Annotated in this window: 13 protein-coding genes; 4 read left to right on the forward strand and 9 right to left on the reverse strand. The window is 48.1% G+C overall.

The features are described from left to right. Nucleotides 1–21: 21 nt before the first annotated feature. The 3 genes from GLV98_RS19550 to GLV98_RS19560 form a co-directional block, all read right to left on the reverse strand. On the reverse strand, nt 22–852 hold the full coding sequence (locus GLV98_RS19550) for an ABC transporter ATP-binding protein (protein ID WP_160917668.1): 831 nt from the start codon (nt 850–852) through the stop codon (nt 22–24). Nucleotides 853–1003: 151 nt separating this feature from the next. Next, on the reverse strand, nt 1004–2005 hold the full coding sequence (locus tag GLV98_RS19555; protein WP_160917669.1) for a DUF3231 family protein: 1002 nt from the start codon (nt 2003–2005) through the stop codon (nt 1004–1006). Between the two features lie 10 nt (nt 2006–2015). Beyond that, nucleotides 2016–2234 carry a hypothetical protein gene (locus tag GLV98_RS19560; RefSeq protein ID WP_160917670.1) on the reverse strand — a complete coding sequence of 73 codons (219 nt, stop codon included), beginning with the start codon at nt 2232–2234 and terminating at the stop codon, nt 2016–2018. 758 nt (nt 2235–2992) lie between these two features. Here GLV98_RS19560 and GLV98_RS19565 point away from each other — a divergent pair. Further along, nucleotides 2993–3472 (forward strand): SRPBCC family protein, encoded by a 480-nt coding sequence (locus GLV98_RS19565; RefSeq protein WP_160917671.1) that lies wholly within the window; start codon nt 2993–2995, stop codon nt 3470–3472. Between the two features lie 4 nt (nt 3473–3476). Here GLV98_RS19565 and GLV98_RS19570 read toward each other — a convergent pair whose 3' ends face one another. Continuing rightward, nucleotides 3477–5831 carry a penicillin acylase family protein gene (locus GLV98_RS19570; RefSeq protein ID WP_160917672.1) on the reverse strand — a complete coding sequence of 785 codons (2355 nt, stop codon included), beginning with the start codon at nt 5829–5831 and terminating at the stop codon, nt 3477–3479. A gap of 109 nt (nt 5832–5940) precedes the next feature. Between GLV98_RS19570 and GLV98_RS19575 the strand changes: the two genes are divergently transcribed. Further along, entirely contained in the window at nt 5941–6945 is a 1005-nt protein-coding gene (locus GLV98_RS19575; protein ID WP_160917673.1) for an aldo/keto reductase, read from the forward strand. Between the two features lie 190 nt (nt 6946–7135). Beyond that, a complete protein-coding gene (locus tag GLV98_RS19580; RefSeq protein ID WP_160912698.1) occupies nt 7136–7612 on the forward strand; it encodes a DUF456 domain-containing protein in 477 nt (158 codons plus the stop codon). Between the two features lie 104 nt (nt 7613–7716). Here GLV98_RS19580 and GLV98_RS19585 read toward each other — a convergent pair whose 3' ends face one another. From GLV98_RS19585 to fdhD, 5 genes are all read right to left on the reverse strand, one after another. After that, on the reverse strand, nt 7717–8505 hold the full coding sequence (locus GLV98_RS19585; RefSeq protein ID WP_160917674.1) for a TerC family protein: 789 nt from the start codon (nt 8503–8505) through the stop codon (nt 7717–7719). A 27-nt stretch (nt 8506–8532) separates the two neighbouring features. After that, complete coding sequence (locus GLV98_RS19590; RefSeq protein ID WP_160917675.1) at nt 8533–8913, reverse strand: sporulation protein; 381 nt, start codon at nt 8911–8913, stop codon at nt 8533–8535. An 830-nt stretch (nt 8914–9743) separates the two neighbouring features. Then, nucleotides 9744–10208 (reverse strand): DUF1641 domain-containing protein, encoded by a 465-nt coding sequence (locus tag GLV98_RS19595; RefSeq protein WP_160917676.1) that lies wholly within the window; start codon nt 10206–10208, stop codon nt 9744–9746. Further along, nucleotides 10208–13144, reverse strand: coding sequence for a formate dehydrogenase subunit alpha (gene fdhF, locus GLV98_RS19600; RefSeq protein ID WP_160917677.1), 2937 nt, complete (start codon nt 13142–13144; stop codon nt 10208–10210). Before fdhF ends, GLV98_RS19595 begins: the two co-directional genes overlap by 1 nt. Then, nucleotides 13137–13940, reverse strand: a complete 804-nt coding sequence (gene fdhD, locus GLV98_RS19605; RefSeq protein ID WP_160917678.1) for a formate dehydrogenase accessory sulfurtransferase FdhD — start codon at nt 13938–13940, stop codon at nt 13137–13139. The genes fdhF and fdhD overlap by 8 nt, the downstream gene beginning before the upstream one ends. A gap of 212 nt (nt 13941–14152) precedes the next feature. On the opposite strand from fdhD, the gene GLV98_RS20325 reads away from it, so the two are divergent. Beyond that, entirely contained in the window at nt 14153–14284 is a 132-nt protein-coding gene (locus tag GLV98_RS20325) for a hypothetical protein (RefSeq protein WP_272917313.1), read from the forward strand. The last annotated feature ends 67 nt before the right edge of the window (nt 14285–14351 follow it).

Below are 14351 nucleotides of genomic sequence, written 5' to 3' on the forward strand. Positions count from 1 at the left end.
GAAATTCTCCAAGCTTGGCGTTTATCCATATATACTGACCGGTTGTTTCTGTCCCGCTTCCATTTCCTGCCCGATCAAATCATATGTGATCAAGGCCGGTCGATGGGTGCGGGGATCGGTGACAATCGCCGCATCAATGTTAAATACACGTCTAAGGACAGCCGAAGTCATCACTTCATGTGCGGTCCCTTCCTTCATGATTTTGCCGCCATTCAAGGCAACCAGATGGTCAGCGAAACGAGCGGCATGGTTTAGATCGTGAAGCACCATGACGATCGTCCGTCCTTCTTCTTTGTTCAACTTTTCCAAAAGGGTGAGGACTTCAAGCTGGTGAGCAAGATCCAAATAGGTCGTCGGTTCATCCAATAGCAGCAAATCTGTTCCCTGCGCTAAGGCCATCGCAATCCATACCTTTTGCCGCTGCCCACCGGACAGCGCATCAATTTGACGTTCAGAAAATTGTTGAACACCCGTGACTTCAAGCGCCCATCGGATGATGTCACGGTCTTCATCCGTCAATTTACCGAACCCTCGCTGATGCGGGAAACGCCCGTAAGAAACGAGCTCATAGACCGTCAATCCACTCGGTGCCTGAGGGGTTTGAGGCAGAACCGCCATCTTCTTGGCAATTTCCTTCGTCGATTCTTTATGAATCGCTTTTCCATCCAGATAGACCACACCTGACTTCGGTTCAAGTAAGCGCGACATCGTTTTCAAAATTGTCGATTTCCCGCAGCCGTTTGGCCCGATGATCGTTGTGATCTCCCCTTCAGGGATATGCAAGTTCAAATCCTCAACAATTTTCACTTCACCATAGGCAATGCCTAAGTCCTTCATGGACATTCTCACCATTTTTGTGCACCTCACCTTTGCGATTTACAAAAATTATATCCGTTCACGTGTAGATAGTAATAATCATTCTCAATTAATCGTATACGGAAATCACTTTTTCGTCAAGGAAGAGCATGCAAAAAGAAGTCTCCTTTTAAGACAAGAAGACTTCTCAGGAAAGTTGATCACGATCGGGAGCAAGCGGCGGTTGTTCCAGCCACCCCTTTTTAATACTCAGAACCGCTCCGTCGGATGCAAACTTGGCTGTTTCCCATACGAGACGGGCAAATGACAGGGATAAATCTTTTCTTGCGATTTGTGATAAAGCCATTCCGTAATTGGCCAGCCCGCTCGCTGAGGCCATACCTGTATGGTAGTGCATCAAACGATCAGAGAAAGGAGGGATTTTTGACTCCGTCACTTCCGGATCCCACAGCTGTGGTGCAGGCAGATCCTCATCTGTCAGTTGATTGATAAAAATATCGATATGCTTATGGGAGATCTTCTTCCCTCGATGTAGGTATTGCTTCAGATCCTCTGATTTTGCCGACTGGCTGAAGGCAATCATCAAAGATTTCCCGAGCATGTTTGTATCCAAATTCACATAAAGCTCTTTGATTTCCTGCGCAGAGACTGACCTTTGCTTCCCTCTTAATTTCCCAAGGAAGGCTGTATCTTCGACAAAAGAAATCTCTGTCGGAATCGGAATGCTCGGTGTACGAATGACGATCCCTTTTTCAAGTAGTGCTTCAACCGCATCATTGAAGACCTTCACATATTCCTCCATGTTTTTCTTAAGAAACATTCGAATGTCTCTCCGGTGGGAAGCAAAGAGCGCATTGGAATAATTGATGATGGACGTCCGGCTCATTTCTTTCAGGTAGAACAAATAAAACTTATCTGAGAACATCCGCGGCGCTTCCAGAAAAACATCCTGCTCGCCGAAACCATGGGGAACTTTCATCCCTTCTTGAGTAAATATTTCTTGATAAGCTGAAATTCTTTCCTTGATCAGCTTCGCGTTTTCTCCAAGCAATTGTTTCGCATCCCTGTCCAAGACATGATGCTGGAAGCTTTCCATAACCACATCAAGCATCGTTTCTCCTATGTATCCAGCCCATAAGACCCCGATTTCACCTGATGTTAGTGGAACGATACGACCATCCTGACTCATGTTCGTCACCTCACAAATATCGTTGAGCTGTTGAAAAGTATTGAAACCAAAAACGGAATTCATCAAAGAATACGGCCGGGGTCAATTCAATGTTGTCGAAAAAGTCCTCCAACACCTCTTCCTCTACCTCATCCAGCAGACCGGTAACATACAAAGGGGTTTGAAAGCGGCTGTACACCTCTCCATATCCGTAGGTTTCAAAGACGTCTTTCATTTGTTCTTCCGTCATCAGCGCACACTCCTTTCCTCTAGGGTGGCACGATTTCTCCTCTCGTATTCCATTTTCCTTATTAACTGTTCAAGATGCTTCGGGCTTCGTTGCTGATTTGAGCGTCAGGGGTGGCAGGGAAGCAACTCGTCTAGCTCCATCGCCCAGACACTCGCGTCATAAGCAGAACAGCAAAGGAATGAAAGGGCACATTCCGTTGCTGTTCTGCTTATGCCAGTCGTGTCTACCAGGGCGATTCCGCATTTGAACACTTTCCTGTGGGGGAGCGCCGAGCTTCCTCGGACTCCGTCCTGCGGGATCTCGCCTGTCTCCTTCTCCCACGGGAGTCTCGCAGCTTCCCAACCACCCCATTCGATGTTTGAGAAACGACCCCCTATACCTAGATGGAGCGTCTTCCACCCTCCTTTTACAGTCATCATTAAGCGCGCTGTAGCAGCAATTTTTTATAGAACGTCCACAGACTTCTACATCCCGACAGATCCAGAAAGCTCTGCTATTTTTAGAATGGTTTCGAGGCACTGATAGGGCAAAGGGGTGAAGGGGAATGGCGAGACTCCTGCGGGAACGAAGTGCATGATGAGACCCCACAGGACGCAGTCCTAGGAGGCTCACCGCGCTCCCGCGGAAAGCGATTCATTCCCCGCAGCCCCACCCACTCAACAAAACTCTCGAAACTGAGTCTTCCGGAAAGGGAGCTTATCTGGAAGTATGGAGATGAGGTATAATGGTAGAAAAGTCAGGGAAGAGGAGTGGTGAAGGTGCCTGTGATTATTCATCGAACATATATCGAAGCACCTCCCCATGTGTGCTTCGATCTCGCGAGAAATGTGGATGTGCACACACAGACCACCAGTAAAACGAATGAAATAGCAGTGGCTGGAGTGACAGAAGGTTGGATGGAACAAGGAGACGAAGTAACGTGGGAAGCGACACACTTTGGCATTCGTCAACGGCTGACGGCGCGGATCACAGAAATGGACCGGCCGCATCATTTTGTTGATGTGATGGTGAAAGGCGCTTTCCATTCGTTCACCCATACCCATGAGTTCTTTGAACAAGGAGAAGGCACAGTGATGGTGGATACGTTCGACTATCGATCACCACTCGGCCCCCTTGGTTCGATTGCCGACCGTCTTTTCCTAGAAAAATATATGAAAGGTTTTATCGTACGTCGTGCCCATGAATTGAAAAAAATGGCGGAATACGAAAAAGACCCAGAGTTGAACTCTGAGCCTTAACTCGTTATGGATTAATGGTCAGAACATCACCTTTCACATCATCTGTGGAGGTCAGGTGATACTCCCCTTCCACCCAATCCTCCAGTTGGTCATGATACCAGTCGCTTCTAAAATGACCGGATTGTCCTGGTCCGACCACATGATACGATTCGGTCGGATTATCCATATCGATGACAAAACGCCACGATGCCCCGTGATTGACGAGCCCTTCGCTGTTGAAACCAGCGGCACGGACGGTCACTCGGCTGCCACTGACTGGATGAGGATCGCCCGAATTCAGGAAGCGATCCAGGAATCCGATGCTTGAAAGTGGATGAGTAAATTCAACAGCATGCGCTTCTCCCCATGCCCAATCAGAAGGATCTTCCCCATACTCTTCCGACACTTCCTTTACAGTCGCTTGAAAAGCATCGGTAACCAATGTTTCCATGCCTCCTGCTTTTTGGACCCAGCGTGACTCATCGCCTTTCCTCAGCAACTCATCCGTCGTCTGCCCGGACCCTTCGAAAAATTTTTGGATTTCCCTGGACAGATCCACGTTGTATAGCTCATCCTCGATATTCGCCATCCAACGGTGGAAAACCAATGGCTGGGCGAGCGCTCGATCATCCTCCCTGTTCCATTCTTCCATCCGTGCGAGGGTTTCTTTTTCAAGGGATGTCATAGGATCCACCCGTTCCATCAAAAGGGGTAAAAACTCTTCTGCCTGAAGGTTTTTTACATCCATCTGCATCGCTTGGAATTGTTCGGGCGTCAACTCATTTTCTCCTTCAAGCATTTGGCTGATCCGCGCATAACGATAAGGCTGGGCCCAATTGTGGCTGATATGGTAAGGGTAGTCCTCCGTCGTAATTTTATTGTTCGCGGTCGCAATGAATCCTTCTTCTGGGTTGACCACCCGCGGCAGTTCATCAAAAGGAACAAACCCCTGCCACTCATCCTCAGATTCCCAACCTCGCATCGGAAGCAACGCATCATCTGGTTCATTGTAAATCGGCACCTGGCCATTCGCCTTGTAGGCAATCGTTCCGTCTTTACTTGCAAAAACGAAATTCTGTGTCGGGACAAGGAATTTTTCCAATCCTTTTTCAAACGACTCCCAATCATCAGCCCGGTTCATTTCAAGCACAGCTTCCAGTTCGGTTGTCGCATCAAGAGCGGTCCATCGTAACGAGAGCAGCGTATCTTTTCCAGACTCCCCTGCATAGTCGCTGATCACCGGCCCATGACGGGTCTCCACAACTTCAAGTTCAACAGGATCGCCGTCTTTCACGTCAATCGTTTCTGTGAACACCTCCGCTTCTTCCCATTCATCTTCGTATAAAAATTGGTGCGGATTCTCAGGATGCCTTTTTTCTAAGTATAACTGCTGTACATCAGGACCGACGTTCGTCACACCCCAGGCGATATTGTCGTTATGGCCGAGGATGATGCCAGGAATACCTGCGAAGATGACGCCGGAAACGTTGTAACCGGGTGCTTCCAAATGCATCTGATACCAGATGGATGGAGTCGCCATTCCAAGGTGAGGGTCATCCGCAAGCATCGGAGAACCCGATGCCGTCCGATCTCCGCTCACGACCCAATTGTTGCTGCCATTGAACTCGTTCGGAATGATGACATTGGCAAAGCTTTTTTCAATATCGACAGCGTCTTTTTCAGCAAGAACCGTCGGGGCGTCTTCTGGATACGTCGGGAACAGTTCATACGCTTCCTCTTCTGAAAAATTTTGCAGCAAATAATAGTTGAAGGCCTGGCGCTCCCAGTGGCCGCCAAGGTCGAACGCCATGTATTTCCCGATCGTCAACGAATCGAGCGGTGTCCACGGTTCCGGGTCAATGTTCATCATCGCAAACTCAGGAGGCAATGGTTCGTTTTCCATGAACGCGTTGACTCCTTCTGCAAACGCCTCCAGCCGTTCGTTGGCTTCATCAGAATAAACGGCCAGCGATTTTTCGGCTGCACGCCTCAGCCCGAGCGTTCGGAAATACCGGTCCTGATCGACCGTGGCCTCCCCGACAACTTCACTCAGCCGGCCGGACGCCTGCCTGCGTGCAAGCTCCATTTGAAAAAGCCGGTCCTGCGCCTGGACATAGCCCTGGGCACGGAAGACATCAAGTTCGTTTTCAGCCTGGATATGTGGCACCCCCTGGTCGTCCCTCGTCACGGTTACAGAAGCTTCCAGTGCGGCAAGTGATGCCTCCCCTTCGGTCTCGGGTAAACTCCTTAATGTGTAAGCGTTTACAAAAATCACAGCACTAACGATCAATAACACGATGATTCCGAGCGTCATCCAGGTCGCCTTTTTCCACCGTGGTCTCTTTTTTTTCTGTGGATCGATCTGTCTAGCTGTCCCCATTCCCCCACCTCCAGAACTTTTCTCCATTATATCTCATTTTCGAGAAAATAGATTAAAAAAATTCGGAACGGGAATGGGACGAATGTGTTTGATTATGGAGGTGTAAAAAATGGAAAAAATCAAAATTAGCGATACATCCATGGAAGCGAGCCGCATCGGCCTTGGCACATGGGCGATCGGCGGCTGGATGTGGGGCGGCACGGATGAAGAACAATCCGTGAAAACCATCCACTCCGCGCTTGACCAGGGCATCAACTTGATCGATACCGCACCTGCTTATGGGTTCGGACGCTCAGAAGAAATCATCGGAAAAGCCGTGGAACAATATGGACGACGCGAAGACCTACTGCTTGCGACGAAAGTGGGCATCGACTGGAACGAAGACTCCGTTTTCCGTAATGACAGCAAAGAGCGCATCCATAAGGAAGTCGAAGATTCACTGAAACGATTGAAAACCGATTACATCGATATTTATCAGGTCCACTGGCCGGATCCGATCACACCGATCCACGAAACAGCGGAAGCTCTGTCCTACTTGTACAAACAAGGAAAAATACGCGCCATCGGTGTCAGCAACTTCTCACCAGAACAGATGGATACGTTCCGGGAAGCGGCACCGCTGCACACGTTGCAACCGCCGTACAATCTGTTCGAACGGGACATCGAGTCGAAAACACTGCCTTACGTGCAGGACCATAACATCACGACCATCTCCTACGGCTCCTTATGCCGTGGACTGTTGTCAGGAAAAATGTCGACGAACCGTGAGTTCGAAGGCGACGATTTGAGAAACAATGATCCAAAATTCCAACAGCCACGCTTTAAGCAGTACTTGAACGCCGTAAGCGAACTTGAACAGCTCGCTGAAAACCGTTTCGGCAAAAGCGTGCTGCAGCTAGCCATCCGCTGGGTCCTTGACCAGCCAGGATCCGGCATTGCCCTTATGGGAGGCCGCCGTCCGGATCAGCTCAATCCGGTTGACGACGTCGACAGCTTTACCATCGATGAAGAAACGAAACGCGACATTGATGAGATTTTACTGAAACACGTCAACGATCCAGTGGGACCGGAGTTCATGGCTCCCCCTGACCGTCAGGAATTAGGATTAAAATAATGGATGGCCGGACCCTCCCTCGTGGAGGGTCCGTTTTTACGTTACAGGACATTGATATAGAGTCAGGGGGCATTGTCTAGGTGTTAGAGGACAATACCTGCCAGGCTGAGAAAACCTATAAAAGTTTAGAAACTTTTATTCTCGTCAATCGTATAAAGGAGAGAAACAGAAACTCAGGAGGTACACGTTTATGGATATTTTGATATGGGTGATCATCATCGCCTGTTTCATTGCTAGTTTTGCATCCGTCATTTTTCCAATCATACCGGCACCGCTCGTGCTGTGGATCGGATTCCTTGCTTACGCGTTTTTCATCAATGGCAGCGGACTTTCGGTCTTCTTCTGGATCGGAGCGGTCGTTTTAACCATACTGCTCATCGTCTCTGACATCATCGCCAACAGCTACTTCGTGAAAAAATACGGTGGAAGCAAATGGGGCGAGCGATCGGCGGCGATTGGTGTGATCATTGGATCGTTCATTATTCCGCCGTTCGGCATCATCGTCATTCCTTTCGTGCTTGTCATCATTGTGGAACTTGTACAAAAACGATCGTCGGAAGAAGCGTTCAAAGCAGCCATCGGTTCTCTGTTCGGATTTCTCAGCGGGACGGTTGCCAAGATCATTATTCAGGCGATTCTCATTATCTGGTTTTTCTTTGACATTTAAGTACAATAAAAAAATCTCAGAGTTTATGGCTCTGAGATTTTTTGTGCGTGATGTTTATCTACCTGTTGTTTCTTTTACATTCGTTTCGTAGATATAGGGGCATTTCATGAAACGTCTTTTACCGCAGACTTGTTCTTATCCTGACTCTTTTCCTTAGATAAGAACCAGCCGCCAACAGCAATCAACAATAGCATCGACCAGAACGTGATTTTCCAAGGAGCGCTTTTTGCAAAACCTTCGGATAAAACTGCGATTTCCGGGTGAGCCATCGTATAGACCGCAAGCTTAACGCCTACCCATCCGACGATCAAGTAAGCCGCTGTTTCAAGACCTGGACGACGGTCGAGCAAACCGACAAAATAACTGGCCGCAAACCGCATGATGACAAGACCGATGATTCCACCCGCTAGAATGACAGCGAAGTGGCCACCATCCAAACCTCCGACTTGTGGGAGACTTGTTAAAGGTAAGGTTACAGCTAAAGCAACCGCAGCCAAAATCGAATCCACCGCAAAGGCAATATCCGCGAGCTCCACTTTTATGACCGTCGCCCAAAAACCGGATCCCTTTTTGACTGAAGTTTTGGTTTCCTTCACCTTAGGTTTCAGCACATGTTTTTTCAACAAATGGTATGTAGCGATACCAATAAGATAGAGGGCTCCGATCGCCTGGACCTGCCAAATGTTGACGAGATATGAAATGAGGAACAAAGAACCGAAGCGGAACAAAAAGGCACCAGCTAAACCGTAAAACAAGGCTTTCTTTCTCTTTTCCTCAGGAAGGTGCTTGACCATGGTTGCGATAACGAGTGCATTATCCGCAGCAAGTATTCCTTCAAGACCGATCAAAATCAACAACACCCAGCTGTATTCCATAACTAAACCGAAGTCCATTTTCTTTTCTCCTTATTTTTAAGTTTTTTAGTTTACGATGATCTCATCGTGATCAAAACTTTTAGCATTGTTTTCATAGACTAGACGCGTTTGCAGTTTATAAGATCTTCCTTCTGATAATAGAGGAAGGTTTCGTGGCAATTCATAGCGGAAAGGGTATTCATCGTAACCACCCGCCTCCATCGTCCTTGTCATGAGGACAGTAGTGACCGGCTCTATCAATACAGGCTTTTCTCCTCGCTCAACGACGACCAAATCGCATTCGAGACGCTTGATGTTCCGCTTCCTCCAACTTCCAGAAAGTTTAAAGATACCTGAAAGAAGATGTGGATCCTGTGTGTGCGAGTCCAAAACTAGATCCACTTTTGGAGTACCGATCCTTAATCCATTTATCCATTTCGTTAACAATGAAAATCCCTCCTATGAATATAAAAAAACCTTTACCAAGAGATGGTAAAGGTTTTTGAGAGTTTTCATCCTATCCCTTCACCATCATGGCAAAGGTCTCGCGAACAACGTTACGTTGCCAGGTATGCCGGAGGCCGGATGGGCCACGTAATGACGACATAGCTGTAAGCTACTCCCCTTTGGAGTTATATAAGCTCTACAGAGCACAGTCTTTACTCGTTGACTGTAACTCAATCATAATGAGTTTTCAGAAAAATGTCAATTCTTTTTTTCCGCTTTTAAGAAGCTTTTGCATACTAAAGAATATGGCAGGATTGTGGAAGACTCGATTTCAAGAAGTTTCGGGGTTCGTTGCTTGAGTTGAGCGTCAGGGGTGGCTGGGAAGCAACTCGCTTTCGATGTAAAGGAGAAACGAACCCCTGTACCGGGAGACACTGTCTTCCACTACCCTGGTATTATATGCATAAAATGCTCTATAGCAAGCTTTACGCACCTAAAACAGCCGCCGTTGGACTTAGTTTTTCTTTTATTTTCACTGAGATAAAAGCTGCTTATTCTAAATGTGGTTTCGAAACATTTATATGGTTAAGGGGCGGAGGGAAACGGTGAGACTCCTATGGGACGTGTGGGACAGGTGAGACCCCGGAAGGCGTAGCCTGAGGAGGCTCACCGCCCGCACCATGGAAAGCGAACGGTTTCCCGGAGCCCCTAAACTCTAACAAACATCTCGAAACTGAGTCCGCAAGTATAGGGAGCTTTTGTAAAACATAGAGGGTGAAGAGAACATTTAAAAAGAGGATGAAACCATGATGGCTCATCCTCTACGTTTGTTACCTTCCCATGCCCTTCAGGAAATGAAGGAGCATCGTGATGCTGCGGTTGATTTCCGGATCTTTCAAAGCTTTGGCAAGATCAAAGAACGACGTCTTGTCGGTCGTCCCTTCCCCTTCCATAGCTTCCAGCCCGTGATTCAAGCGTGAACTCAAATCACGGATGCCGGTCACATTAATCTCTCCCAAGAGGAAGACGAGTTCAGGCAGGTTGCGCAGCAAAGGTTCATATTGATCCTTATCAATTTCCTTCACCACATTCGCCAGCGCTTCATCTTTCGCTTTTACAAAAGCCGTCATAGAATCCAGGGTTCCCCCATTGTCGAGTGCCTTCAACAACTCGATGCCTTTAAGGATGGAATCTTTGTTGTCAGCGACGGCCTCTTTCACTTCGCGGACGTCCTGCTCGACCTGGTCTTCCCGGGATACTTCATACCTTTTGATCTTCGTTATGGCTTTGGCCATCATCGTCCCCCCTTGCCTGGGAAAATATAATCTTCACGCTTCCATTTTTCCTGTACTTTGACACCTTTTTGCGGGACAGGATTTCCGCGGCGGTGGTTGTTGTGTGGAATCGGCGACTTTCCTTTTTTCTTCAACACTTTCATCTTCACCGCGATTTCTTTGTACGCCGGTGTATCCGTATCTTTATCCACACGGTTATCTGTCAAATAGTTGATGGCTGACTTGCCATTGTCATTAAGTGGCAGGAACAGTTCATTGCCACGGACACGGTCTGTGACGGTAACGGTTCCTGTCGCTTCTCCTGCTTCTGAGATCAGCTTCACTTCAGCGCCTTCTTCAATGTTGCGTTCTTTCGCAAGTTCTTGCGACACTTCAATGAAAGCGTTCGGAGTTTTCCGTCTGATTCCCTCAGATTTATACGTCATGTTTCCTTCATGGAAGTGCTCGAGCAGACGGCCATTGTTCACATGAAGATCGTATTCTTCATTGGTATCATACATCAGCTCATACGAGAGCGGGAACAGTTTCGCTTTTTTATCTTCAAAAGGGAACCCTTCCGTAAATAACAGCGGCTGATCCGATCCATCTTCTGCGACCGGCCATTGCAAGGACTTGTAGCCTTCAAGACGATCGTAGTGCACGCCCGCAAACAACGGCGCAAGACCTGCCGCTTCGTGCATGATTTCAGATGGATGCTGGTAATTCCAATCACGTCCCAGTTCTTTGGCGATCAATTGGATGATCTGCCAGTCCGGCTTCGTTCCTTCGAGCGGATCGAAGCTTTGATACAAACGCTGGATCCGGCGTTCCGTATTCGTGAACGTACCTTCTTTTTCAAGACTAGGAGATGCCGGCAGCACAACATCTGCGTATTCAGCAGTTTTTGTTAAGAAAAGATCCTGTACGATGAACAAGTCCAACTTTTCAAAAGCGGCAGTCACGTAGTTGATGTTGGAATCGACAACCCCTGTATCCTCACCCATGACATACATCATGGAAAGCTCACCGTTATGGATCGCCTCGATCATTTCGTGGTTATCCATGCCCGGCTCTTTCGGAATCGTCGCATCCCATGCCTTTTCATAGCGGGCACGGACCTCATCATCTGATGTCGCTTCATACCCAGGGAAGAAGTTCGGCATACTTCCGAAGTCACTGCACCCTTGAACATTGTTGTGGCCCCGGAGTGGATAAGCCCCTGTGCCCGGCTTGCCGTAGTTCCCTGTAATAAGAAGCAGGTTACTAATGGCGGTACTCGTATCACTTCCAAGCATATGCTGGGTGACACCCATCGCCCAGCAGACGACGACGGATTCCGAATGGGCGATTTCTTTCGCCACATCCTTCAGTTCCTGTTCAGGAATGCCGGTCAAATCAGAGGCATATGGCATCGTGAACGGCTCAAGGCTCTCACGATACTCATCAAAATCATTGACCCATTCCTCGAGAAAGCTCTTGTCTTCCCAGTCTTGATCAAGAATGTACTTCGCTACTGCAGAAAGCCAGACGAGATCCGTGCCTGTTTTCGGTTGATAAAAACGGTCGGCGCGTTTCGCCATTTCGTGCTTTCTCAAATCGAAGACGAACAGCTTCTGCCCAAATAGTTTTTGAGAACGCTTGATTCTCGAAGCGAGAACCGGATGGGACTCTGCTGTATTCGAGCCAATTGTCAAGACAAGTTTACTTGCGGCGATATCATCGATGGAACCGGAGTCCCCTCCATAACCGACCGTACGGAACAACCCTTTCGTTGCCGGTGCCTGACAGTAGCGGGAACAGTTATCGACGTTGTTCGTCCCGATGACTTGGCGGGCTAATTTCTGCATCACATATGATTCTTCGTTCGTCGCTTTCGATGAAGAAATGAACGCCAGGTGGTCCGCGCCTTTTTCTTCCTTGATCTGAGTCATCCGATCGGCGACGTGAGCAATCGCTTCGTCCCATTCCACTTCTTCAAAATGGTCGCCGCGACGGATGAGCGGTTTCTGCAAACGTTCCTCACTATTGACGTAATCCCAGCCGAATTTCCCTTTCACACATGTGGAAATGCCGTTTGCCGGAGATTCGGCACTCGGTTCGACTTTGAGGATTTCTCTGCCCTTCGTCCATACATCGAAGGAACAACCGACACCACAGTAGGTGCAGACCGTTTTTTCTTTTTCGATGACTTCTTCACGCATCGCTGCTTCCGTATCCGATACAGCGAAAAGCGGTCCGTATCCTGTCTCTACTTTCTTCGTCAAGTTGATCATCGACTTCAAAAGGCCAGGCTCGGTGTCCGTCAAGAATCCGGCATCGCCTTCCATCCCTTTTTCCATCATCGCGTTACAAGGACATACAGTGGAACACTGCCCGCAGTTGACGCAGGAGGATTCGTCGATCGGCACATCATTGTCCCAAATGACACGCGGTTCTTTACGATCCCAGTCGATCGTCAACGTCTCGTTCACCTGGACGTCCTGACAGACCTCAACACAGCGCCCGCAAAGGATACACTGATCCGGATCATAGCGGTAGAAAGAGCCAGAATCGTCCTTTTCATAACTGGTCGGCTGGAACGGACGAGACTGATGCTCCAGTCCAAACTCCGCCATCGTATTGTGAATCTCACAAGAGCCGTTGTTGTAATCACAAACCGTGCAGTACAGTTCGTGTTTTTCCAAAATTCGGTCCAACGACTCCTTCTGTGCTTTATGTACATGAGGAAGTTTCGTTTGGACTTTCATACCTGCTTTCACACTCGTGCCACACGCGCGCGTCAATTCGCCATCGACCTGGACGATACACGTATCACACGTCTGGATCGGCCCCAGCGATTCGTTGTAGCAGATTTGCGGCACCTGTTCTTCCGCCTCGTTCATCAGTTTGAGCAGATTCTGACCCGGTTCCGCCAGAAATTCTTTTCCATTGATCGTTACTACTGTGTGTTCATTCAATCGTTACTCCTCCTCCACGGGCTGCAGCAATACGCCTCGGATGAGTGTACACATTCATCCGCTCCCCCCGTAAAAATCCGACAGCCGTTATGTTCAAATCATCCGCAAGCTGAAGGGCTAAATCTGTCGGTGCCGACTTGGACAACAAGACACCAAACCCCATTTTCGATATTTTCAAAAGGACTTCCGAAGAAATCCTGCCTGTAAATAAAATGATCTTCCCTTTTCTGCTTACGTTTTTTTTCAATAAAAATCCATACAATTTGTCCAGCGCGTTATGGCGGCCGATGTCCGCATACGCTTTCAATATTCCATCTTCCGCGGCGATGGCTGCCTGGTGCACCCCGCCCGTCCGCTGGAACATACCCGCCTGGGACTGGAACTCTTCCATCAGTCTGTAGCAGACATCCGGGTCGAAGGTACTCTCATCCATGGCTGTCCGGGCCGTAGCCGCATCGCTTTGAAAATAAAACGCCCGGCTTTTCCCGCAGCAGGATCCGAGCCACCTTTTCTGACCGCTTTGCATCTGCGGAAGGCTCTTCACTGTTTCCACGTAAGCGAACCCACGGTCTTCATCAATGGTCATCTTTTTGATCTCTTTCACATTCCGAATCAGACCTTCGGATGCGAGGAAACCGATGACCATTTCCTCTTTGTCCATCGGAGTGCAGACCATCGTCGCGAATTCTTCTCCGTTGACGGTCACCGTGAGTGGATACTCGATAGCGACTTCATCTTCTTCAGAGGACCATTCTCTCTCTTGAAATCTATGAATCTGCCACGACCTCGTCCCCAATTTTTTACCCCCTTACCAATCGTTCCCTAACTTATTCCCGTTCTTTCGACAAAACAAACACCTGTCTAGGTAAAAGTTGGACAGGTGTCTGGGTGAAGGTTCTATTCTTATATTTTTCTCTTTTTCATTTCATTTTCCTTTAGTGCTCGTGTTTATATTTTCAAAAAATAGGAAATGAACTAGTACTTAAACTCAGAGAAGAGGTGATGGCCATGAATGTTTTGGAAACTTTCCTTCAGATTCTTCGAAAAGTACGTGGGATCATCTTAACGATCGTTCTCATTTTCATCGTTCTATTCGCACTCTTTGTTGCGGCAGGATACATCACTTCCCTCTTCAACTGATGCGATATTTAACTTTTTTCGAGATGAAAAATAAAAGACTAACAACAAGATTCCTCCAGTTATCCCG

The organism is Halobacillus litoralis, from assembly GCF_009856415.1.
GTDB lineage: Bacteria > Bacillota > Bacilli > Bacillales > Halobacillaceae > Halobacillus > Halobacillus litoralis_C.